The 22,166-nt window shown below is 34.9% G+C and carries 23 protein-coding genes and 1 tRNA gene; 15 read left to right on the forward strand and 9 right to left on the reverse strand.

Annotated features, from left to right (window positions below; all coding sequences use genetic code 11):
* Nucleotides 1-95 precede the first annotated feature (95 nt).
* The 6 genes from RCG17_RS28395 to RCG17_RS22760 all read left to right on the forward strand — a co-directional run bounded on the left by RCG17_RS28395 (nucleotide 96) and on the right by RCG17_RS22760 (nucleotide 6,104).
* On the forward strand, nucleotides 96-224 hold the full coding sequence (locus tag RCG17_RS28395; RefSeq protein WP_374120978.1) for a hypothetical protein: 129 nt from the start codon (nucleotides 96-98) through the stop codon (nucleotides 222-224).
* Nucleotides 225-242: 18 nt separating this feature from the next.
* Nucleotides 243-416: a hypothetical protein gene (locus RCG17_RS22740; protein ID WP_308172314.1), complete on the forward strand. Its 174-nt coding sequence runs from the start codon at nucleotides 243-245 to the stop codon at nucleotides 414-416.
* On the forward strand, nucleotides 413-544 hold the full coding sequence (locus RCG17_RS22745) for a chemotaxis protein CheB (RefSeq protein WP_308172315.1): 132 nt from the start codon (nucleotides 413-415) through the stop codon (nucleotides 542-544). The genes RCG17_RS22740 and RCG17_RS22745 overlap by 4 nt, the downstream gene beginning before the upstream one ends.
* A gap of 31 nt (nucleotides 545-575) precedes the next feature.
* Nucleotides 576-2,498, forward strand: coding sequence for an ATP-binding protein (locus RCG17_RS22750; protein WP_308172316.1), 1,923 nt, complete (start codon nucleotides 576-578; stop codon nucleotides 2,496-2,498).
* A 77-nt stretch (nucleotides 2,499-2,575) separates the two neighbouring features.
* Entirely contained in the window at nucleotides 2,576-4,327 is a 1,752-nt protein-coding gene (locus RCG17_RS22755; RefSeq protein WP_308172317.1) for an ABC transporter ATP-binding protein, read from the forward strand.
* Between the two features lie 43 nt (nucleotides 4,328-4,370).
* Nucleotides 4,371-6,104: an ABC transporter ATP-binding protein gene (locus RCG17_RS22760; RefSeq protein ID WP_374120979.1), complete on the forward strand. Its 1,734-nt coding sequence runs from the start codon at nucleotides 4,371-4,373 to the stop codon at nucleotides 6,102-6,104.
* A 42-nt stretch (nucleotides 6,105-6,146) separates the two neighbouring features.
* On the opposite strand, the gene RCG17_RS22765 is transcribed toward RCG17_RS22760, so the two are convergent.
* Nucleotides 6,147-6,344: an aspartyl-phosphate phosphatase Spo0E family protein gene (locus RCG17_RS22765; protein WP_308172319.1), complete on the reverse strand. Its 198-nt coding sequence runs from the start codon at nucleotides 6,342-6,344 to the stop codon at nucleotides 6,147-6,149.
* 255 nt (nucleotides 6,345-6,599) lie between these two features.
* Between RCG17_RS22765 and RCG17_RS22770 the strand changes: the two genes are divergently transcribed.
* The 4 genes from RCG17_RS22770 to RCG17_RS22785 all read left to right on the forward strand — a co-directional run bounded on the left by RCG17_RS22770 (nucleotide 6,600) and on the right by RCG17_RS22785 (nucleotide 9,233).
* Nucleotides 6,600-7,307 (forward strand): cytochrome c biogenesis CcdA family protein, encoded by a 708-nt coding sequence (locus RCG17_RS22770; protein WP_308172320.1) that lies wholly within the window; start codon nucleotides 6,600-6,602, stop codon nucleotides 7,305-7,307.
* Nucleotides 7,308-7,436: 129 nt separating this feature from the next.
* A complete protein-coding gene (locus tag RCG17_RS22775) occupies nucleotides 7,437-7,799 on the forward strand; it encodes a response regulator (protein ID WP_308172321.1) in 363 nt (120 codons plus the stop codon).
* Between the two features lie 141 nt (nucleotides 7,800-7,940).
* On the forward strand, nucleotides 7,941-8,420 hold the full coding sequence (locus RCG17_RS22780; RefSeq protein WP_308172322.1) for a CcdC family protein: 480 nt from the start codon (nucleotides 7,941-7,943) through the stop codon (nucleotides 8,418-8,420).
* 165 nt (nucleotides 8,421-8,585) lie between these two features.
* On the forward strand, nucleotides 8,586-9,233 hold the full coding sequence (locus RCG17_RS22785; protein ID WP_308172323.1) for a transglutaminase domain-containing protein: 648 nt from the start codon (nucleotides 8,586-8,588) through the stop codon (nucleotides 9,231-9,233).
* A 194-nt stretch (nucleotides 9,234-9,427) separates the two neighbouring features.
* On the opposite strand, the gene RCG17_RS22790 is transcribed toward RCG17_RS22785, so the two are convergent.
* Nucleotides 9,428-9,853, reverse strand: coding sequence for a DUF2621 domain-containing protein (locus tag RCG17_RS22790; protein ID WP_308172324.1), 426 nt, complete (start codon nucleotides 9,851-9,853; stop codon nucleotides 9,428-9,430).
* A gap of 145 nt (nucleotides 9,854-9,998) precedes the next feature.
* Here RCG17_RS22790 and RCG17_RS22795 point away from each other — a divergent pair.
* A tRNA-Sec gene (locus RCG17_RS22795) sits at nucleotides 9,999-10,095 on the forward strand.
* A 108-nt stretch (nucleotides 10,096-10,203) separates the two neighbouring features.
* Here RCG17_RS22795 and RCG17_RS22800 read toward each other — a convergent pair.
* From RCG17_RS22800 to RCG17_RS22820, 5 genes are all read right to left on the reverse strand, one after another.
* On the reverse strand, nucleotides 10,204-10,665 hold the full coding sequence (locus tag RCG17_RS22800) for a tyrosine-type recombinase/integrase (RefSeq protein ID WP_308172325.1): 462 nt from the start codon (nucleotides 10,663-10,665) through the stop codon (nucleotides 10,204-10,206).
* On the reverse strand, nucleotides 10,608-11,327 hold the full coding sequence (locus RCG17_RS22805; protein WP_308172326.1) for a tyrosine-type recombinase/integrase: 720 nt from the start codon (nucleotides 11,325-11,327) through the stop codon (nucleotides 10,608-10,610). The genes RCG17_RS22800 and RCG17_RS22805 overlap by 58 nt, the downstream gene beginning before the upstream one ends.
* A 177-nt stretch (nucleotides 11,328-11,504) precedes the next feature.
* Complete coding sequence (locus RCG17_RS22810; protein ID WP_308172327.1) at nucleotides 11,505-11,729, reverse strand: helix-turn-helix transcriptional regulator; 225 nt, start codon at nucleotides 11,727-11,729, stop codon at nucleotides 11,505-11,507.
* Nucleotides 11,730-11,981: 252 nt separating this feature from the next.
* Complete coding sequence (locus tag RCG17_RS22815) at nucleotides 11,982-12,107, reverse strand: hypothetical protein (RefSeq protein ID WP_308172328.1); 126 nt, start codon at nucleotides 12,105-12,107, stop codon at nucleotides 11,982-11,984.
* An 89-nt stretch (nucleotides 12,108-12,196) separates the two neighbouring features.
* A complete protein-coding gene (locus RCG17_RS22820; RefSeq protein WP_308172329.1) occupies nucleotides 12,197-13,054 on the reverse strand; it encodes a hypothetical protein in 858 nt (285 codons plus the stop codon).
* A 449-nt stretch (nucleotides 13,055-13,503) separates the two neighbouring features.
* Here RCG17_RS22820 and RCG17_RS22825 point away from each other — a divergent pair, with 449 nt between their 5' ends.
* The 3 genes from RCG17_RS22825 to RCG17_RS22835 are packed head-to-tail and all read left to right on the forward strand — an operon-like array spanning nucleotide 13,504 to nucleotide 16,895.
* Nucleotides 13,504-14,823: a tyrosine-type recombinase/integrase gene (locus tag RCG17_RS22825; RefSeq protein ID WP_308172330.1), complete on the forward strand. Its 1,320-nt coding sequence runs from the start codon at nucleotides 13,504-13,506 to the stop codon at nucleotides 14,821-14,823.
* A gap of 15 nt (nucleotides 14,824-14,838) precedes the next feature.
* Nucleotides 14,839-15,915, forward strand: coding sequence for a tyrosine-type recombinase/integrase (locus RCG17_RS22830; RefSeq protein ID WP_308172331.1), 1,077 nt, complete (start codon nucleotides 14,839-14,841; stop codon nucleotides 15,913-15,915).
* Between the two features lie 11 nt (nucleotides 15,916-15,926).
* Nucleotides 15,927-16,895: a tyrosine-type recombinase/integrase gene (locus tag RCG17_RS22835; RefSeq protein WP_308172332.1), complete on the forward strand. Its 969-nt coding sequence runs from the start codon at nucleotides 15,927-15,929 to the stop codon at nucleotides 16,893-16,895.
* 751 nt (nucleotides 16,896-17,646) lie between these two features.
* Here the strand turns inward: RCG17_RS22835 and RCG17_RS22840 are convergent.
* Together RCG17_RS22840 and RCG17_RS22845 are read right to left on the reverse strand one after the other, a co-directional pair.
* A complete protein-coding gene (locus tag RCG17_RS22840; protein ID WP_308172333.1) occupies nucleotides 17,647-18,669 on the reverse strand; it encodes a hypothetical protein in 1,023 nt (340 codons plus the stop codon).
* Nucleotides 18,654-20,240, reverse strand: a complete 1,587-nt coding sequence (locus RCG17_RS22845) for an ATP-dependent nuclease (RefSeq protein ID WP_308172334.1) — start codon at nucleotides 20,238-20,240, stop codon at nucleotides 18,654-18,656. The genes RCG17_RS22840 and RCG17_RS22845 overlap by 16 nt, the downstream gene beginning before the upstream one ends.
* A gap of 402 nt (nucleotides 20,241-20,642) precedes the next feature.
* Between RCG17_RS22845 and RCG17_RS22850 the strand changes: the two genes are divergently transcribed.
* Nucleotides 20,643-21,686, forward strand: a complete 1,044-nt coding sequence (locus RCG17_RS22850) for a hypothetical protein (RefSeq protein WP_308172335.1) — start codon at nucleotides 20,643-20,645, stop codon at nucleotides 21,684-21,686.
* Nucleotides 21,687-22,166 lie beyond the last annotated feature (480 nt).

The following is a 22,166-nucleotide window of genomic DNA, read 5'->3' on the forward strand; positions in this document are numbered from 1 at the left end:
TGCACTCATATGATTTTATACCTATGACAAAAGTCGCATTCGAATAATGAAAATGTTTTATCAATATATCATATAAACTGCCCTGCCGAGCCATCATCACCTTTACTGAGGACTGTGAAATGGAGAATTTGAGGGCTTTAAGTGTTGTCAATAATCTTAAAGACTTAGCTGAAGACTTCCATTACATACGTTACAAAAGAGACATAATCTTTCATAAATGTTAAAATGAGGAAGTTAGGTTAATGGTTACAATCACGGAACAAGAATTTTTTCTCATAGCTATATTTATAGAGGCCAATTACGGGATTCATCTAAAAAAAGAAAAAAGGACACTTGTCACAGGAAGATTTCAACAAGTTCTCCAGCAAGGTGGATTTACTAGTTTTACAGAATACTTTAGGCGACAAGGGGCATGACCTTTGGACAGGACGAGCAATCGTCTGTCGTCTATGGGATGCCAAAAGTGGCATTTAATACTAGTGCTGTTGAAAAACAAACATCCTTGCAGCGGATCCCGCAAGTATTATTAAGCATGCTGAAGTAAGGATGAATACTTACGAAAATAAGGTGGAAACATGTTTGATTCACAGAAAATAAACGAGCAGGATAATTTTACCTTACTATTCCAATCAAGTCCGATCGGGATGATTCTCTTAAATGAAGATGTCAAGATATCGGAAATTAATCATGCAGCTTTGAGACTCATCGATAAAAGCTATGAGGATGCAGTCGGAAAAGCTTTTGGGGATGCATTTGATTGCATCGGGAGTTTTGAGGATGAACGAGGCTGCGGATTTGGGGCAAATTGTTCCATTTGTATCTTCAGAAAAGCGGTCACATCAGCGATAAAGGATGGGATCAAGTCAGAGGGACTGGAATTTGACAAGACATTGGTGCAAGGGGACAAAAAGGTAGAAGTATGGTTTCGTTCAAGCATTACCCCGATTACGATCCAAGATCGTCGCCAGGTTTCCGTTGCATTGGTGGATATAACAGATAGTAAGCAAAAAGAATTTTCCTTGATTAAAGCAAAACAAGCGGCCGAGGCGGCAAATCGGGTGAAAAGCGAATTTTTAGCGAATATGAGCCATGAAATTCGGACTCCTTTAAATGGGATGATTGGGATGATTGACTTAACCCTTTTATCGGGTCTCAATACCGAACAAAAAGAAAATTTGCTGACAGCCAAATCATGCGCTAATTCACTGTTACATATGATTAATGATGTATTAGACTTTTCCAAGTTAGAAGCCGAAAAGCTCGTCATCGAGACAGTAGATTTCAATCTTAAAACTTTAATAGAAGAAACGATAAAAACACACTCGCTACTTGCAACCAATAAAGGCCTGGAGCTTACCTATTCATTTGCAGCAAATATTCCCCTTTATCTGAACGGTGACCCGACAAGGTTAAAACAGGTGTTAAACAATTTAATCAGCAATGCGATCAAGTTTACCGAAAGAGGATCGGTTACTGTGACTGTAAAACATCGGGGAGATGCAAATAATGGTGCAGGCATACAATTTGATGTTGCTGACACTGGCATTGGTATTTCCAAAGAGGATATGGGAAAACTTTTTCAAACCTTCAGTCAGGTCGATGGTTCGATCACAAGAAAGTTTGGCGGAACAGGACTTGGTCTCGCCATTTCAAAGCAGCTCGTTGAATTAATGGGGGGGACCATTTGGGCTGAAAGTCAAAAAGGAAAAGGCAGCCATTTTACCTTTGCCTTGGATTTCAAATCAGCCTCACAGCAGCAAAAATCAGGATCACAAACAATCAATAGCAGTCATTCAGCCTGTCCGATGAATATTCTGCTTGTCGAAGATAATAACATTGCCCAGAAAATATTAACGCGGATGCTGAAAGAAAAAGGCCATATTGTTGAGATTGCTAACAATGGACTGGAAGCCCTGAAGCTCCATGGTGCGAAAAAATATGATGCGATTTTAATGGACATTTATATGCCGGAAATGGACGGGATTGAAGCAACAAGAAGAATAAGAGAAAGAGAAGGGTTTGCCGAGCATACCCCAATCATTGCCGTGACGGCGGATGCCCTTCACAAGGAAAAAGAACACTTTTTAACACTGGGGATGGATGAATACCTGGCAAAGCCGATTGATATGGATGAACTTTTTGCGATGTTAGACTATGTTCAAGGTGAAAAGGGCCCCGTTCAGCCTACCAGAAGTGAGAGCATTCAACATCGGGAGCTGAGACAGTTTTCTAGCGACCAAAATTTGCGAATTATCAATTATGTGGAAGGGCAGATTAACACCCTAAAAGATGCGATCATCGAAAAGAACTTTTCTGTTGTGGAAATCTCAGCGCATAAGATTAAAGAGATTGCCAATCGAATATCAGCGGAAGAACTAAAAAGTACAGCCTTCAAGATTGAGCTTTCTGCAAAACGAGGAGCATTGCTGGAAGCCGCAGAATATATCCAGCAGATCGAATATGAATTTGAAACCTTAAGGAAATCAGTGAATTCCTAAAGAAGACCATAGCACCATTAACGGTGCTTTTTCTTTCGTTCATTTTTGCCTTTAGGTCATGGAAAGGAGGGGGCCAAATGAAGATCTTCCTACAGTTAGGCTGGTTTTTTAAACGAGAGAAAAAAGCCTACATCACGGGTGTCCTGCTCTTAATGCTTGTGGCTGTATTGCAGTTAATTCCACCAAAAATGATCGGGCTTCTGGCGGACCAAATGAAGAACAGAACCTTGACAAAGACGCAGTTAGGAAAATGGATCCTCGTTCTGATTGTAATCGCGCTACTGATATATGTTCTAAGATATTATTGGCGATTGATGATTTTTGGCTCTTCGGTAAAATTAAGCCGCATCTTGAGAAACCAATTGTACACTCATTTTACCAATCTCTCCCCATCCTTCTACCAGAAACGGCGGATTGGTGATTTGATGGCCCATGCGACCAATGATATTCAAGCGATTCAGCAGACGGCCGGCACGGGTGTGCTCACCTTAGTGGATTCCCTTACAACCGGAAGCTTTGTCGTGTTAACGATGGCTTTTACCGTAAGCTGGAAGTTAACCTTGATTTGTTTGATTCCAATGCCCTTGATGGCCCTGTTAACAAGCTATTATGGAAAACTGCTCCACCGCAGCTTTCAAAAAGCCCAAGAAGCATTTTCAAGCTTAAACGATAAGACCCAGGAAAGCATAATGGGAATCAAGGTACTTAAAACCTTTGGCCAAGAACAAGAAGACATCGAAGATTTTCGGAAACAATCGGAAGATGTCGTCGAAAAAAATATCGTGGTGGCTAAAATAGATTCCCTCTATGATCCTACGATTAATGCCATTGTTGGGGTTTCCTTTTTCTTGTCGATTGTGTTTGGGGCAAAATATGTGCTCGCTGGTGAACTGACGATTGGCGGTTTAATTTCATTTACCACTTACCTCGGCCTGTTAGTCTGGCCAATGCTGGCTTTTGGCTTTCTGTTTAATGTCCTGGAGCGGGGCCGTGCCAGTTATGACCGTGTCCGGCTTCTTTTAGAAGAAAAAACAGACATCAAGGATCTTCCACATGCAGTGGACAAAATACCAACGGGCGATCTTCAATTTCATATAAAAGAATTTACGTTTCCCGAAGAAACCAAGCCAGTGCTTCAGGATCTTTCTTTTTCTCTTAAGAAGGGAGAAACACTGGGGATTGTTGGAAAAACAGGGGCTGGGAAAACGACATTATTAAAGCTGCTCATCCGTGAGTATGATATCGACAAAGGCGAGATTACCATTGGCGGTAAGAGGCTGCAGGAATACAAACTGGAAAAATTGCGCGAAGCGATTGGATATGTCCCTCAGGATCACTTCTTGTTTTCCTCAACGGTTGCCGAAAACATTTGCTTTGGTGACCCCGAGGCATCGATGGAGGAAATCATCGAAGCTGCAAAAATCGCTGCCATTCATGAAGACATTCTCACATTTCCCCATGGTTATGAAACCGTTGTTGGGGAACGTGGTGTTTCCTTATCCGGCGGCCAGAGACAGCGCATTTCGATTGCACGGGCATTGCTCAACAGTCCAGAAATCATCATTCTTGATGATGCCCTCTCCGCGGTCGATGCCAAAACAGAAGCAGCGATCCTCCAGGCATTCAAACAAAACCGTCATGGAAAAATGAACCTTATCACAGCTCACCGACTAAGTGCGATCCAACATGCAGACCTGATTATTGTTCTTGACGACAAAAAAATAGTGGAGCAGGGAACACATGTGGAATTAATGGAAGGCGGAGGGTGGTATGCGCAAATGTATCGCCAGCAGCAGCTAGAGGAATTGGTCGAGAAAGGGGGGATGTAAGGTGGAAAAAACGTTGACCGAAAAGGAGCAGCAGAAAGTTCTCATGAGGCTCCTATCCTATACGAAACAGCACAAGAAATCATTAATTTTCGCCTTCAGCCTCTTGCTGTTTACGACCGTTGCAGATGTTGTCGGCCCCATTTTTGTGAAAGTTTTTATAGATGATTACTTAACTCCCAAGAAAATGATCGTGAAGAGCTTAGTTCTTCTCGGTTCTTCTTATATTGGCCTTCAAGTACTGAAAGAGATTTTGCTTTATTTTCAGTTGGTTAAATTCCAGGAAGTTGCTTTAAAGATCATTCAGCGCCTGCGGATTGATGTGTTCTCCAGGGTAGAAACACTTGGCTTAAAGTATTTTGATAAGACACCATCAGGCAGTATTGTCTCCAGGGTGACAAACGATACGGAAGCGATCAAAGATATGTTTGTTTCCGTTTTGGCGACCTTTATCCAAAGCGGTGTTTTTCTAATTGGAATTTTGATTGCGATGTTTACGTTGAACGTCACCTTAGCACTGTTTTGTGCGGTGCTGATTCCACTCGTTTTGGTGGTGATTGTGTTGTACCGGAAGTATAGCTCGAAGTTTTATCAAGATATGAGGGAGCGGCTCGGCCAATTAAATGTCAAACTGAGTGAGTCCTTGCAGGGGATGGCTATTGTTCAGGTTTTTCGCCAAGAAAAACGGATGCGGCGGGAGTTTGCCGAAATCAATGACAAACACTTTCAGGCGTGCATGAAAAATATTAAAATTGACAGTTTGCTGCTAAGGCCGGCAATTGACCTTGTTTATACCTTAGGCTTGATCATGGTGCTTGGTTACTTTGGCTTCACCTCCTTCACCCATTCGATTGAAGTCGGGGTGCTTTATGCGTTTGTGAATTACCTGGATCGTTTTTTTGAACCCGTTAATCAAGCGATGCAGCGGCTGTCCTTGTACCAGCAAGCGATTGTGGCGGGGTCAAGGGTGTTCAAACTATTAGATGAACAGGAGCTAGCACCGAAACAGGATGAGAAGTCGAAGAAGGAGATTCTTGAGGGAAAGATCGAATTTAAGGGAGTAAGTTTTTCCTATGATGGCATGCAGGATGTACTAAAAGGTATTTCATTTACGGTGAATCCCGGTGAAACGGTGGCTTTTGTTGGCCACACCGGCAGCGGCAAAAGCACGATTATCAATTTGTTGCTGCGCTTTTATGAATTTGACCGTGGGGAGATACTCATCGATGGTGAATCGATTCGGAACTATTCCACCCCTGAGCTAAGAGCAAACCTTGGTTTAGTGCTGCAGGATCCGTTTTTGTTTTATGGAACGGTAAAGGACAATATTCGATTGCATAACAGTACGTTAACAGATGAAGAGCTAAAGGAGGCGGCTGGGTTTGTTCAAGCCCATTCATTTATTGAAAAACTGGATAAGGGTTACGAGCACAAGGTAGTGGAACGAGGGGCTGCTTTTTCAAGCGGTCAGCGGCAATTGCTTGCTTTTGCACGAACGATCGCAACCAACCCAAAGATTCTTGTTCTGGATGAAGCGACAGCCAATATTGATACAGAAACGGAAGAGAAGATTCAATCCGCTTTATCGAGAATGCGCAAAGGGAGAACAACGATTGTGATTGCCCATCGCTTATCAACGATCCAGGATGCAAATTTAATTTTGGTTCTTCATCAGGGAAGGATTGTGGAACAAGGTACGCATCAAGAGCTGTTAGCACTCAGGGGACTTTATCATAAAATGTATTTGCTCCAGAAGAGAGAACAGGGGATAGGTTTCTAAGTAATTAAAAAACCCGCCTGGTCTTTGACTCCAGGTGGGTTTTCAATTGATTTGTTTCTTTATATATTTTCGTTCATATTCATTTAAAAGGTTGTCAAGCTCTTGGCTAAATTTGACGGCTTGGGATGAACAAAAACCATTCATGGACGCGGCTTGATACAATTCCGCCCGTTTCTGCTCAATTCGATCTAGTAAATTCTCTTTAGGCAAAGTGGATGGTCCTTTCTGGATGTTCTCCATGATATTCTCCCTATTCCATGTATACTAGCATGAAACGATTTTTGGGACTGCATTTTACTAGTATAACCGATTATGGGAATATATACAAAAGATTTTTGTCAGCAATTTACCATAAGAAATTAAAGGAAAATCGCAAAAAAGGTGGAATCTCTAAAGTTAGTAGATGGAGACACAAAATGTTCATAACGAACTATTATCAATTAAGGCTAACATTTGTTAGAATTGAAACGATAGAACTACAGTGGGAGTGTTTATATGACAGATATTAATCTATTTTTAGCTTTTGGTGCAGGTTTTCTAAGTTTTATTTCGCCCTGCTGTTTGCCACTTTATCCAGCTTTTTTATCTTATATAACAGGTGTGTCTGTTGGTGAACTGAAAAGTGAAAATGCGATGCTCCAAAAGAGAAGTCTCATTCATACACTGTTCTTCTTACTAGGATTTTCCGTCATATTTATCGCAATCGGCTTTGGAACCAGCATGGTAGGCTCTTTTTTTCGTGAATATAAAGACCTTATTCGTCAGCTTGGCGGTATTTTAATTGTCTTGTTTGGATTCGTGATTGTCGGGGTGTTTAACCCTAAATTCATGATGCGAGATAAAAGGTATGAATTTAAAAGCAGACCTTCTGGATTTTTTGGCTCGGCCTTAATCGGAATGGCCTTTGCTGCAGGCTGGACGCCCTGTACAGGTCCGATTTTATCCTCTGTGATTCTATTAGCTGCCTCAAAACCTGGGTCAGCTGTTATCTATATGATTGCCTATACCCTTGGTTTTGCGATTCCGTTCTTCATTCTTTCCTTCTTTGTCGGAAAACTAAAATGGATTCGTAAACATAGCGCTACGATTGTGAAAGTTGGCGGCTATTTGATGATCGTGATGGGAATTGTTCTCTTCTTTGACTGGATGACGAAGATTATTACGATTTTTTCAAGCGTATTTGGCGGTTTTACAGGATTCTAAAATTCGTCTAACAAGTGATTGGAATCATTGTTTTTCACTTTGAAATTAGCTATATTAATAAAGTATTTTAATCCAAAAGTTTTGAAGGGTATTACTGCATAGGCTGGGGCAGTAGGAGGTATAAACACGGTGGCAAGAATTTTAATTGTCGATGATGCTAAATTTATGAGATTAACGTTAAACAATATATTAAAAAAAGCAGAGCATGAGGTTGTCGCTGAAGCAGACAATGGCCTTAAGGCCGTCAATCTATACCGTGAACTGCAGCCGGATCTCGTGACAATGGACATCACGATGCCGGAAATGGATGGTATTGAAGCCGTCAAAAAGATTAAAAGTGAGTTCCCAGATGCAAAAATCATTATGTGCTCGGCAATGGGTCAGCAAAAGATGGTGGTTGAAGCGATCGAGGCGGGTGCAAAAGATTTTCTCGTTAAACCTTTTGACGAACACAGAGTCATTGATGCCATCAATAGAGTGTTAAAATTATAGCCATTTTCCCCGTGCAAAATGGTGTTTCTTTTCTGAAAAAATATTTACCGTATTGAACATGTAAATGATTTTTAACTTTTGACCAGCTTGTTATATAATGATGGATGAATACTAATTTTTGACAAGGAATGGATGTATCGTATGAATTACGTTGTTTTATCTACGATTGGTGCAGCAGCCATGGCGATTGGGGTTTTATTCATTCGCTTGAAAGCATCAAAAAAGCCTGCATCAGTTAAAAAGATTATTTTGCCTCCTATTTTTATGTCAAGCGGAGCATGCATGTACTTTATTCCTCAATTTCGGCTTACCCCGATGGAAGTTTTAGAGGCAGTAGTCGTCGGAATGTTTTTCTCTATTTTCTTGGTCAAAACATCAAAATTTGAGATTCAAGGTAATGATATCTACCTTAAGCGTTCAAAAGCATTTGTGTTTATTTTAATCGGTCTCTTAATTATTCGGATTGTGATGAAATCCGTTTTAAGTTCTACGATCGATCTTGGGCAGTTAAGCGGAATGTTCTTCCTCTTGGCCTACAGCATGATCGTTCCATGGCGGATTGCCATGTATGCGAACTATAAGAGACTATATCGTGAATTACACAATATTAAAGTCATTTAAGTGGCTTAAGCAAAGCATTGGTCTTCGGATCAGTGTTTTTTTTGTTGCAAAATGTAAAAATGTTTTGGAGTTTAAAAATTCAAAATATTTTGCTGAAAGTTGGTTCTGGTATTAAAATTAGATTTAAATAAAATTTAATAGTTTGGGCGGGGATTAAACGTAAAGATGAAGCATGTTTTAACCTCATTATTGTTGATTGTCGTCGTATTAGGATTCCTTTCTCCTAAATACGGATTCTATCAGCATGCGATCGCCGATGAAATTGCGAATCATGCAGGTTCCATCCGAGGTGAAAATCCTCTTACAAATGTCGCCGTGAAAGTCATCCAGGTTACAAACAGAAGCCCTAATTTACTCCCAAGTCAGGTCGTACAAAGCACAGACCCACAAATCGTCCAATTGGCAAAAGAAATTACAAATGGTAAAACAACGAACAAGGAAAAGTCTCGTGCCATCTACGATTGGATGACCCATCATATCACTTATGATGTGGAAGAATACAAATGGTGGAAATCGGACAAAAATTACGTCTATGCGAGCGCACTCGAAACCTTGAAAAAGGGAAAAGGATTATGTATGGGCTATGCACGTTTAAACGCAGCCCTCCACCGAGCGACTGGCATCGAAGCCAAAATTGTGTACGGCCAGGAGCACGCTTGGAATCAAATAAAACTCAACGGAAAATGGCAGAACCAGGACACGACCTTTGGTGCAGGCTACCTTGACATGAAAAAAAATCAATTTGTTCCATCCTACAATCCAGCCTACTTTGCTTATACCGATAAGCGCCAGGAAGGCGAATTTGAATGGTAGAATAGGCGAAACTTTCATGTATGATTTCCATGAACACACTTCGAATATCTTCTTTATTGAATTTTGTATATTAGCTGCCTCATGAATTTGCAACCTAATCTCATTGAAAAAATGCACTGTTAGTTTTCGGAATATTTTTAATATACAAACAAAAAGGCGAAACCGAATTTTAATGGTTTAGCCTTTTTGAATGCTTAAAATAAATGCTCATATGGAGCCTCGTCAATTCGCTTTTCCCGTAATCGTTTCCGTAAAAATTTATGATCTCTTTTAGGGGTGGCTTGAATGTAGCCTTTGATCACTAAATCCTGCGTAATTTTTGGAACCTTTTCTTTTAATGCCAATTCACCAATCTTACCAGCTATTTTATGCTTGGCCACATCGCGAAACAACTCAGGCACCGGGCTGACCAATTCATTCAGCAAAGCCTTTTCCTCGTCATGCCAAAGCGGGAGGGATTCATTCACATAATACTCTTCCCAATCCATCACCGACTTGCCATCCTGCTTCGGAAGCTTCTTCAAAAACTTTCGGAACATAAAATAACCGCCAATTCCAAAAGACCCCGCCAAGAAACAGATCCAAAGCAAAATGAACCACAAAAACCATCCATGCAGCATCCTCTTCACCTACACGTATCTAATTATTTCCTTTATTATAGACGGAATCTCAAGAAGATGACAAGCAAACATTAGTTAGTTTACAATAGTGTGAACGATGTTGCATTTCATTGTGTTTTTAGTATAATAAGTTTGTGTCTTTCATGGGGCTGAATGGGGTACTGGTGTCCTCCACGGTCTTCAAAACCGCTTGTGACCAGCGTGCCTGGTCAGGTGGGTTCGATTCCCACGCAGTCCCGCCATCCCTTACATATCAAGGGATTGAAGCTTTTCACTTTTTAAGCAGTAAGCCTCGATTAAATCCCTTTCCTCACTCCGGGTGCCATCTGGGTGCCAAATGGGTACTATGACTATTCGTTATCATCATCGTCATCAAATACTTCAACAGCCTGTTCCTGAAGAGAAGGAATCGCATGACTATAGATATCCAACGTAATTCCAATTTTAGAATGACCTAAACGCTCACTAACAATTTTGGGATGCACATTTTTTTGAAGCAAAATGGAAGCGTGTGAATGTCTTGTGTCGTGAAAACGGGAATCCTTTAATCCTGCTCGTTTAACTGCTTTTTTATAAACTCGGTGTAATTCACGTTGGTTAATATAGTAGCCAAAAGAATTGAAGAACACGAGATCATTGGGATTAAAGCTATCTCCTAAACGGTTCTTTAACTCTTGATAACGATCGTAGTGGCTCTTTAACAAATCCATAAGCTTTTTTCCAATCACAATCGTTCGATCTTTTCCACCCTTTGTCAGATCCCTGATTTGTACTTTGCTTGCTTCCAGATAAGAGGATTTGGTAATAGACATCCGTCGATTATCAAAATCGATATCTTTCCACTGTAAAGCACGTAACTCACCAAAACGCGCCCGGTATGGCCTGCAGTGTAAATCATTGGGTAATAGACAGTACTGGATTTTGCTGCCTCCATTAGACGATCTAATTCCTCTTTAGAATAGAAAGTCGGTCTAAATTTTTGTGGCTTTGGCGGCTTGGCTTTCTGAACGACATTTTTGTTTACAAACTCCCAATCAACCGCATCATTTAATGCTTTCGATAACAATCGGTGATGATGTTTGACTGTTTGAGCAGATAAATCTTCGAGTTTTTCCACATAATAATTCTGTAATTGTAAAGGTTTTAACTCATTTAACTTGATAAGTCCTAGTCCGGGTTTCAAATGGACACGGATGATTTGCTCATACCCTCTGTAGGTATTGGGAGCAGTATTTGATTTGGCATACGATTTTAGCCAATAATCCAGAAAATCACCTAAGGATAGATCTTCTCTAGACTCGCCTTTGTCCAATTCGGTTTGAAGTTCTGCTTGAGCAAGATCTAGAGCTACTTTTGCATCTCTTTTCGTTTTGAAATTCTTTAGAACCTTTCGTCTTCGATTTCCTTTCGTACCAACTTCAATGGTTATATAATAAGTACCTGTTCTTTTGTCTTTCGTTATCCGACCAGTCATTAGTCAACTGCCTCCTTAAAATGACTGGGCACCTAAACTCAATTCACCATTATCAGTATGAGTTACTGTTTAATGTTATAAACCTTGGTAGAGTTTAAGAGCCATATAATCTTTATTTTTCTCCCTCTAACCATTTTTGGATAGATTTTTTAGGGATGAGTATCCTAGTACCGACTTTCACTGTATAAAACTCCCCGAATGAACCAACTCATAAGCTTTAGCTCTACTGATTCCTAAAAATTCTGTGATATCTTTTACGGTTAGCACATCCTTTAAGTCCTCATATCGCATATCTTTTCCTCCTAATAAAATTGATTCTGAGGTCAAAAGCAATGTATTGTTTCTAATGGAGGAAAGAGCCACCCTCAACAAAATGAAGAGGAAGCTTTTTTGCCGAATCATTTACCTTCTTCCTTCTTTTCACTGCTTTCATAATTTTCTTTAAAAAATCTTCCCTTCATTTTTTAAGGGTTTATAATTAATACGTAGGTTAAATTCAATATCAAATTAAACTTTAAATAAGATGTCAACTAGATTTTTTACATAATTTCCGGTAGACAATCCTCATTTCCTTATCCATTTAAAAAATTCATCTCGAAGAACTTTTTTACAACGACCAATTTTCTTCTTCATCTTTAATGCTCATTGGCCAACTCACATTTCCTTCGTGTTTTTATTTTCAATGTTGAGATTTTGCAACCAATTTTTAAGTATGATTAAGGCCTGCTTTCTTTTCTCGTCATCTGGAATTTGATTCTTACCATTCAATCGTTTGTCCATAAAAAAACCTCCTTTTACTAAAGGAGGTTACACATAATAGAACTTAAAAATAATGTAAGACTTAAATAAGTCTATTAAAAAGTTGATTTTTAAAAACTCTTCAAATAGGTAGGGAGTTTAAAATTCTTTGACCGACTTTTACAAATAATAACTGGATTAATACGCTCTTTTATGACTGTTTCAAAATATCCTGTTTGTATGGGTTCAAATGGTGCTAAAAATTCTTTTAGAATTGTAAAATCATACATTTCATTAGTTTGCTTGAAGACTTCAATAATAAAACCGGCATCCTCATAAACAGCAACTCGAATGTAAATGGTATGGGAATTATTAACTTTAAGAATAAACCCATTTATATCATAAAACCAGAAATCAGTCGGTATTCTATGTTGGTTCGGTTTCCAACTTTTAATGGCATTTTGCTCTGCTGTGATTAAATAATCTTTAAATTCCTCAAAGGATAATGATGCATCTGGAAGATGTTTAAAATGCTCAACGGACCAGATAGGCTCTGGTACTTTTTCTTGGATCCATGAAACAGGAACTCTCATAAAAACTGCTAGGGTAGCGTATAGTTCATTTGATATGCTTTGACTGCCAATAATTTGTCTTATCTTTGCTTTAGGATTCTTTCGACTAGGATGGTACTGTCCTTTAAAAGTTCTTAATTTATCTTTAGCGATTCCGTAGTTTTCTTTTAGTCCATTTCCTGACATGCCTAAAAGCTGACACGTTAATAGAATTTTGAAACGTCCTTCTACTGATAATTTTAACAAATATGTTCGAAATAGATCCATGTCTTCTTTAACTAGATATAACTCTGGCCAATAAAAAGGAACATCTCCAATAGGTCCATGTTCTTCTTTTTCCGAGAAATATTTTTCCTCTGAAATTTCACCCTTAATGAATTGATAAAAATATTTGATAGATTCACTTGGTATATCCATATCGATCACCAAGAATAATTTTCATTCATTTAAAGAGTTATCTCAATAACAGACTTATATAAGTCTCTTCTTTTGATTTTTTTTTGAAATGGATACGATACGAGTAAATACAGTATTGGATTGAGTTGTTAATTGGTTTTCGTTTGATTTGAAACAAAAATAAGTAACAAAATTAAAAAAATTTAACATCATTCATTCCAACACTCCTTTCAAAAAAATTTCGCACCATTCAGAAAAAAATTATTGCGCACCCTAAAATTCTTTATTATGAAAAAGAAAGCGATTCGTAGAAATGGGATTCCACGAATACATATGGAAATGTCTGGTAATAATAATACCAGGCGTTTTTTTTGCCTAAAAATTGTTAGTAACTAATTCCCCTAAATACTTATTACATCCATTTTATCAGACATTGGAGAATACCGGGGAATATTTTGGAGGTGAATGTGTTGACTTTAGCAAAAGATTACAGGAAACAAGAGATCCCACCCAGTACAAATATTGAGAACAGTTTAGTTCATGAATTTATCCTTCAATTTCCAGTATTAAGTTCAAATATTAAAACCTATTATGTGAATATTTTAGTTGACTTTTTTTTATTTTCTGGAAAGGAATGGACTGATTTATCAGTTGAGCAATCTCAGGGATATTTGGAGTATTTAGAAAGAGTAAATACGTATAAAGAAAATTCCAAATCAAAACTTAATAAAAAGGTAAAAATTATCTTTCAATTTCTAAGCTTTTTACACAAAGAAAATGTCGTCGACTTAGAATTTGTGGCTCCATTTAAAGAGTATTTAGACGATCAAATTTCATCCAATAGTAAAAGTAAGCCAAGAATGAGAAAAGAAGAAACATCCAGGGAGATAAATCTTTCAGAGATCATAAGTGAATTTCTTGTGTTTCTGGAAAATAGCAGATATTCCTGTGTCGGATTATATAAAAAACGAATAGTATTATTTCAACAATTTATAGAAAGCAATGGTGAAAATATAAACGTTTTTTTGGAAGAGAATAAGGAGAAGTTATTATATGAACAAATTGGTAAATATGAGAACATGCTCTCTTCTAGGGTCTCAAGAGAAGAAATTACATTAGCCACAGCAACTATCTATCTTAGAACAGTTCAATTATTTGTTAAATATTTATCGAGTAAAAGCTTAGTTAGCAAGAAATACACTATTCCCATTCACTTACGTGGAAGAGCAAAACGGGCAAATGAGTATGTTCCAAAAGAGAGGATCATTGAATTGATGAATGCGATATATGATTATTCCAATCATGTTATACGTGATTTATCGATTTTCTTAATCATTGTAGATACAGGGTGTAGACCCAAAGAGGTTTGCAATTTAACTCTTCAGGATGTCGACAAAATTGAAAGAACTCTATCTTTCGAGTGTAGGAAGACAGAAAGAAGAAAAGTAAAGATTAGCAGTGAAGTAATGGAAGTAATAAAGGATTACCAGAAAATAAGAAGTAAATATGATCCAAAAACGGAACATTTATTTATCAATTGTAGCGGAGACACTATTACGTCAAGCTATATTAACATAATCTTTTATCAAGCAAATCAAAAAGCATTTGGAGAATCTCTATATACAGCAAAAGCATTTCGGCATACTTATATTACAAATGCACTAGAAGAGCATAGTTTTGAAAGGGTTTCCAATGCTATTGGTCATAAAGATTGGAAATCTACCTACTATTATTACAATCGATCTAACAAGCGGTTATTAGCTAACACTTTAAATAAAAGTCCATTATAAGAAAAGAGGAACGATATGCCCATAAAAGTACAAACAAACATTGATTATGAGGCTCTATGCAAAGAATTAGGTGTTACAATTGATGAACTTATTCACCTTGTAAAAAATAAAGACCAACATTTATCTGGATCTATAGAAAAAGTATCTCTAATTCAAGTTATTGGAGAATATATTGAGAATCTTAAAAAGCTGGAAACAAAAAGCCGTAGGAGTAATAACACGTTAGTCACGTACTTAAATTTTTTGGAAAGGGTAAAATCCTTTGTGAATAAAAAAAGTCCAGATATAACAATATCTGAAATAAATGAAGATATGATATTTGAAATATTAGAGAAATGTCGTCCAAGAAAAAATACCAAATTGTCAACAAATACTGTAAATAAATATATGGCAATTATTCGAAGTATGTTAGGTTATGCGTTTGAACATGGATATACCGAAAAAGACTTAAGATATAAATTTTCTCTAAAGTCGATCTCGACATTACCACGATATTTAAACGATGAGCAAATAGAAAAAGTGCTTAAAGGAGCTCTTCAGAAAACATATGGTTACCGTAAAAGAGCGATGATTTTATTTTTATTAGGAACGGGCTGCCGAGTTAGTGAGCTCACCAATATAAGGGTAAGTGATTTTATTGTAGATGAAAATCTCATTTTTATCCGAAATGGGAAAGGAAATAAAGAGCGATACATTCCTATGTTTAAGAAAGTAAAAAAAGGTATTTTACATTATTTAAAACTGAGTGGAGTAACAGAATGGAGATCCGATATAAAAGGGTATCTTTTTTGCCAAGATGATGGACTAATAAGAGAGAAAAAGGTGTTAGATCGCAGTGTCCAACTTTTAGTCCGAGACTTATTTGACTCCATTGGCTTAGGAAATGATTTTACTGTTCACTCTTTTCGGCACACTTTTGCTGTTAAATGTTTGAAATCAGGGATTAAAGAGCAATACTTGATGCAAATGCTTGGTCATGAAGACCCTAAAACAACATCTATTTACACGAAACTTCTTCCACAAGATTTGAAAGATGAAGTAATGAAATTTTATCCATTCCCTTTTGAGGAGCTTTTAGATGAATTGATTTAACGGAGGTTTGTATGAAAAATCTTATAGAAGAAATTAATCTTTATCATAAGCATTCTTCTTATTCCAGTAACTATAAGAACAAGTGCAAAAAAAGGCTAGATGATTTTTTATGTTATTTAGCCAAGGAAACAAGTGCATCTCCTGAAGAGGTGCACTTGGAGAAAATTTACGAAAAGGTAAACAATGGGAAGACATATTTTTTTTATAGCCTAGATGTATCATTAATTGATCAGTATTTTCTAGACCATCTTCATAAAAGTTATAATTGGTTAGATGATTCTAAGCGTGCTCTTCAAAGCTTCTTTTTATATCTATATAGGAAATATGATTTCCCCATTCTTACAGATGAGATGAATTTTAATATAGAAGATCATAAACAAAAACCTCAAAAAAAGGAAAAGTATGTTCCAACAAGGCATGATTTACTTAAATTTTTACAGAGCCTAATCAAAAAAAGTTCTTATTTAGAAAGAGATTTATTATTTTTCTTATTATTAATGACAACAGGAAGTCGTTCTTCAGAAATATTAAACACAAAGGTAAATGAAATTGATTTTGTTAATGAAACAATTTACAGAAAGCAAACAAAAAATAAGACAAGTAAATTCATTGTTTTAAGAGCTGGTTTCGGCAAAGTACTTCAAAAATATGTTGCAGTGTTTAATTTAAAAGATGACGACTATTTAATTAATCATAAGGGTAAGAAAATGAATATTAATGAGTTTCAGGAAGCGTTTGAATTTTTTTTACAGGATGCCAATTTACCTTTTTCTACCCTTCACAAATTAAGGCATTCATTTGCAACAATGATGGCTGAAAGTGGAGCCGGAATTTTTGTAATCCAACAATTATTAGGACATAAAAAAATACATTCTACTAAAACTTATATAGGCCCTAATTATATAAGGAATAATGGAATGGAATTACAAGTGAACAAAGAGGTTTATAAACATATAAAGTTACGGTCTAGTAAAAATTAAATAAGGTATTTCAGAAGATGTTATTTTATAACTTAATGTAAGGTTCATCAAATTATATTTTGTTTTATATTATTAAGTTCCTCACTCTTCAGATTTTGATTAAAACACTGAAGAAGGAGGAAAGATGGGATAGGTAATACTTTAGATAAGAAATAGGAGTAACTTACATTTTGTTATGAAAGAAAAAGTTAAAAAAGGTTCAAACAAACTGGTGTTTGTACCTTTTTACATTTAATATCACTTTTTCTGAATTCGTTGTTCCTGTTTAAAAAGGGTACACCACATTTAAAACTACATTCGGATTGTTCCATTAAAGGGCCATTTAATGGAATAACTTACTTTAAAGAAAACTGGATATTTATGTTGAAATACAGACAAATTGTGAAATATTGAACTTAAACTAACGTGATATTTAGCTTTGTAGTTAATGCGGCCTTCTCTTGTGTTTTAGTCTGATAGAACGAAGATAGAGAAGTACGATATGGGATTGATTCAATGGCAATAGTGGAAGAAAAATTATAAAGTAATCAAACCTTTTTTATAAAAGTAGTCATTATATAGATACGAGTATGTTTTGATGATTCTTTTCAAAACATACTCTTTAAATTTGTTCTTAATTATATTTAATCATACCTAAGCTAAATAAAAGTTATTCAGAATCGAACTATCATAGAAATTTTCAGTATCAGCTTGGATATAGTTAATAATGATTGTGAAGAAAATTTGCCAATTTAATTATCAATTACTGATTCTAATTCAATATTTTGTAATTAGATGGAATATCTTTTTCTTTTATAAACCATAAATCTCCGCTAGTTCTAGTACAAGCAACGTAAAATTTACAAAGAGTTTGAGGGGCTAATTCGCTTAATTCATTCTTTTCGTATTTTTTATATGTAGTATCATTCAATACTATACAAACATGTTTAAAGGTCATTCCTTTAGAATTTCCCCAATTATCACCATTCAAATAAAATTTTTTTGAGTTCTGATAGAAAAGTTTTTTTATTTCATTATTCTCAAGAATGCGCTTAATATCCTCAGTGTTTGTTATTATACCAATCTCAGAGGAATTACTATTAGCTGATTCTATATCTATACCTATTTTTTCTTTAATAAAATTACAAACGGTTAAAGTACATCTATAACTATTAATTAAAGTTGTTGTATCAAAAATATATCCTTCTCCTTCAATTACTTCTTTATAAACTGAAAAGTCTTTATATAAGTTTTTTAAATGATTCCCTCGTCTACTTGAGGCAAAGGTAGATTGAAAAAAATCTCCGACTAATGTAACTGGAATTTTTAAATCTGACAAGGATAACATCCATTTAAAATCATCAGAAGCTAAATCCTGCATTTCATCAATAAAAACTTCATCAAAGTATCTGTCCATCCTTTGTTTAAAGTCAGATAAGTTCTCCAGGATATATTTAGCCATTCTGTTAGCATAAATTTTACTTTTATCATTAGTAAATGCACTAGGATTTCTGAAATTTGGAATTTCATAACATATATTTCTTATAGCAAACGGACATAGAGGTTTTATAATAAATTTTAATAAAAACTCAAAATATCCATATATAAATATATTGGGTGGTAGATATCCAAATTTATTAATTACCTTTTGTTTTAGATTTTCTTGATTTGCCGTAGTATATGTAATAATTAAACTTCTATTAGTATCAATTGATAATTGATCAATTATATAACTTGTTTTACCAGAGCCGGCCACTGCATTTAGAACTCTTTTATTAATTAATTCGATATCCATTGAATAGCTTCCTCAATATAAGTAGGTATTATAAATTTGTCTAAATTCGTTTCTGGATTTTTATTGGTAAACAAGCATAATAATCGGAAAGCTGATTCAGCCTTATTGCTTAACATGTAATTTTGTACACCATTGTTCATATGATCATTTGCTAAATAAGTATCTATAAATGATTGGTTATTTTCATATAAACAAACTTCGAATGTATATTTTAAGTCATCATTATCTGCGTAAATCTTAATATAATCTGATATATATCCAGCATAGTTCTTAGTTATATTATTTTCATATTCATGGTCATTATCTGTAATAACTGCAACTTTTTTATTTAAAATTTTGGCAATTTCTAAATATCGTTTAAATGTCTTACCTCCACAGGAGACAATTGTTACATCATCATTATAGGGTTCTTTTTCTTTAAGATATTTATAAAATTCATGTAACAAAATGTATTCAGCATCTCCTTCTACTAAAATAGCCCTTTTTGAAAGAATAAAATTCAAAACATTGTTATCTGGAGCCTTTTCAAAAAATTTCGCCGTTTCTAATTCAAGTTCTTCTAATTTTGTTACGCTATTTTCAGAAAAAAATACAGCGTTCTGCAAATCTAATCTAGAAACAATCATATTGCTATGTGTTGCGATAAATGTTTGTTTTTCATCACCTGTAGCAATAATTTTATCAATCAGTTTATGCATATTTAGGTAACTTAAATGATTTTCTGGTTCTTCAATTAATATAACTTTTGAATCTTCAGAGGAATTAGTAAGCAAAAATTCGGTATTAATAAAAGTTTTTTCCCCTTGCCCTAAGTTTTGGATAAGAATACCTCCTTTTTCTACAGTAATATTTTCTTGAAAGCTATTTTCGCTATGGGTGTTTAGTTTAATTTTTATATCATCTGTCATTTCTATAGCGAAATCGGTATATAGACTGTCTGAAAACTGTTGTGTTGTTTCTCTAAATCTATTATTAATTCTATGTCTCAAAGATTGATCTGTTTTACTTTCATATATACGATTAATATAATCTTTCATCGCATAGTTTGAATTAACTTGTGAACTATCTAGATATGAATGCTTTATGTAATTCGGATACTTCCTATAACTACTATATGCCCGGTCAGAAAAAGTATTAAATTCAACACTGTAATATTCAAATGGAAAAACGCTTGTTTTTTCGAGAGACTCTTTTATTAATTCTGAAAAATCATCATTCGGGCATATCCGCATCATTAAACCGTTCTTTTCAGTATTTGAAGAATTTTTCTTTCCATTTATTTCATGATTACTTACTTCGTCACTTATAAACACTTCAACTTCAACTATGGGTAAATCTTTATATCTTTTCGCCCCATTCATAAATTCATTTATGGCTTGAATATTAAAAAGAGTATGTAGACCTAATTTTTCAATAAAAGAATAGCTGCCACTTAAAACACAGGATATGGCTAATAATACAGATGATTTCCCTACACCATTTTCTCCAATTAAGATATTTCTACCCTTGTTAACATGTATTGATGTTTCTTTAAATTTTTTAAAATTATGCAGTCGTATTTTTTCTATCAATCGTATCACTCCTATTTTTTTAGCATAATAATAATCCTCGACTTTATATTAATTTAAAACAATTACGAAATAAACAAATTTTATGGTAAAATTTTCACAGACCACCAATTTTTATAGTACTTACAGAATATAATCCCACAGTGTAATAATAAGTGTTATTTATCAATGTAAACCCTGCTATCCATTAATTTAAAACATAGGGTCAAGTTGAATTCAGTTCACACTAACACTAAAATGATGTAAATGTTGGATGCTATTCTAATATATATGTGGTAATTAATGGTACACTAATCTAGTGTATATGAGATGGTGGTTAAGAGAATGGTGATAGGTGCAATTTCAGATATACAATAAAATTGTTTTTTATTCATTCATTCATTTTTAACAGTAAAGGGAGTTATTATGAAGAAAATAATATTTGACACTAATATGCTCTATAATTATCTGGAAATTAGAGGTAATACCGTTGGTCGAGGCCATTTAATAAATATTATAAATAAGTATGATACATATGTAACTTCGGTTAGCCTTGTCGAATCAATAGTTAGCTTTAAACATGACTTTATTACAATAAAAAAAATCATTGAAACTATTGGGGAAGATTTCACTTTTATTAATATTGGGCTTATGCCTGTTGAAGATGAAACTATCTATTTAATAAAAAATAGTAAATCACTTACACAAATATCGAATTTGATTAGAGAAATTGAAGAAATGAAAATAAAAAAAGAAGCAGAGTTTTCAAGACTGTTTTTTTACTCTGTTTTAACGGTATTATCTTGGTGTATTATTGAAATTAACAAAGAAGAATTAGAAGCTTCAGGTAAAATAGGTGGTGTTATTCAACATTTTAACGCGGCACTACACGGAAATCTTAATTATATTCTTGAACAATATAGAGGTTATTTAGAAAAGGGCTATGTTGAAAAAGCACCTCAAAAAAGAATGAAAAAAGTATATGAGATTGACATTAAACTGTTTATGCGGCTTTGTATAGCCTTGTATTATAACGTTATTAATGATTTTAGTATAATAGATATGTCCAAAAATAATCAAAAACAACTTGACTCTATTTTCGATGCTTTGGATACAGATAAATTATTAAAAAAAATCAATATAAAAGGAATTTCAAATACCTTTAATGGACCAAAATTGAAATCAATTATTGATAATACTTTGAATGATTTAAAAGAGATATATAGTGATGATACAATGTTTAGCGGTATGGAAATGGTAGTAGATTATTTTATTAGGAAGGTAAGAAAAATAATATTGAATGGTGCAAAATTTAAAACTAATGACATTTCTGATATGTTAATTTTATCTTCAATATATGCTTTTAAAGAAGATGAGGTAATATTATTAACACATGATAAAGACATAAAATCATTTTTAAAGGATACTAAAAACGATAGTTTAGAATTTATGAATAGCTATAATGTTTAATGGTGCTTAATTTACATTTTATAATTTTTTTAGGTGCTTTAAGGGGAATCGAAAGGGCGCATTTCTTGAATAAGAAGGCGTCTTTTTGTATTGTACTGAATTCTGGAACAACACTTAATAGGGATTGGAGTTATATTAAGGTGTAAAAGAGATTGTGAAGGATTACACTTAAACAAACGGATGCATTACTTAAAGATTGGAGGTGCCTTTTTATGAATAAAAAAATTTTTATTTGATATGTAGGGGATTCTCGGATTCACGCCAGTAAAATAAATCATGAAAAATGGGATGGTATTCAATTAGATTTTTTATTAATAACTCCTGAAGGAGAAACAATCTTTACCAGCTTTTATAATGTAAAGTCAATAAAATCAAATAACCAAATTGGTATGAAAATTTATGCATTGAGTGAAATGGAGGATATAGATCCATATAGGAAGTTTATTTTTGCTAATTGGGACGAAGATGATGATACAATTC

The organism is Neobacillus sp. PS3-12, assembly GCF_030915385.1.
Taxonomy (GTDB): domain Bacteria; phylum Bacillota; class Bacilli; order Bacillales; family Cytobacillaceae; genus JAEVLT01.

Coding starts and splice junctions, on each gene's coding strand:
- RCG17_RS22740 (WP_308172314.1), top strand. CDS start 243: ATGGTTACAATCACGGAACAAGAATTTTTTCTCATAGCTATATTTATA.
- RCG17_RS22745 (WP_308172315.1), top strand. CDS start 413: ATGACCTTTGGACAGGACGAGCAATCGTCTGTCGTCTATGGGATGCCA.
- RCG17_RS22750 (WP_308172316.1), top strand. CDS start 576: ATGTTTGATTCACAGAAAATAAACGAGCAGGATAATTTTACCTTACTA.
- RCG17_RS22755 (WP_308172317.1), top strand. CDS start 2,576: ATGAAGATCTTCCTACAGTTAGGCTGGTTTTTTAAACGAGAGAAAAAA.
- RCG17_RS22760 (WP_374120979.1), top strand. CDS start 4,371: ATGAGGCTCCTATCCTATACGAAACAGCACAAGAAATCATTAATTTTC.
- RCG17_RS22765 (WP_308172319.1), bottom strand. CDS start 6,344: ATGGAGAACATCCAGAAAGGACCATCCACTTTGCCTAAAGAGAATTTA.
- RCG17_RS22770 (WP_308172320.1), top strand. CDS start 6,600: ATGACAGATATTAATCTATTTTTAGCTTTTGGTGCAGGTTTTCTAAGT.
- RCG17_RS22780 (WP_308172322.1), top strand. CDS start 7,941: ATGAATTACGTTGTTTTATCTACGATTGGTGCAGCAGCCATGGCGATT.
- RCG17_RS22785 (WP_308172323.1), top strand. CDS start 8,586: ATGAAGCATGTTTTAACCTCATTATTGTTGATTGTCGTCGTATTAGGA.
- RCG17_RS22790 (WP_308172324.1), bottom strand. CDS start 9,853: ATGCTGCATGGATGGTTTTTGTGGTTCATTTTGCTTTGGATCTGTTTC.
- RCG17_RS22800 (WP_308172325.1), bottom strand. CDS start 10,665: ATGTCTATTACCAAATCCTCTTATCTGGAAGCAAGCAAAGTACAAATC.
- RCG17_RS22805 (WP_308172326.1), bottom strand. CDS start 11,327: ATGACTGGTCGGATAACGAAAGACAAAAGAACAGGTACTTATTATATA.
- RCG17_RS22810 (WP_308172327.1), bottom strand. CDS start 11,729: ATGATTCGGCAAAAAAGCTTCCTCTTCATTTTGTTGAGGGTGGCTCTT.
- RCG17_RS22815 (WP_308172328.1), bottom strand. CDS start 12,107: ATGGACAAACGATTGAATGGTAAGAATCAAATTCCAGATGACGAGAAA.
- RCG17_RS22820 (WP_308172329.1), bottom strand. CDS start 13,054: ATGGATATACCAAGTGAATCTATCAAATATTTTTATCAATTCATTAAG.
- RCG17_RS22830 (WP_308172331.1), top strand. CDS start 14,839: ATGCCCATAAAAGTACAAACAAACATTGATTATGAGGCTCTATGCAAA.
- RCG17_RS22835 (WP_308172332.1), top strand. CDS start 15,927: ATGAAAAATCTTATAGAAGAAATTAATCTTTATCATAAGCATTCTTCT.
- RCG17_RS22840 (WP_308172333.1), bottom strand. CDS start 18,669: ATGGATATCGAATTAATTAATAAAAGAGTTCTAAATGCAGTGGCCGGC.
- RCG17_RS22850 (WP_308172335.1), top strand. CDS start 20,643: ATGAAGAAAATAATATTTGACACTAATATGCTCTATAATTATCTGGAA.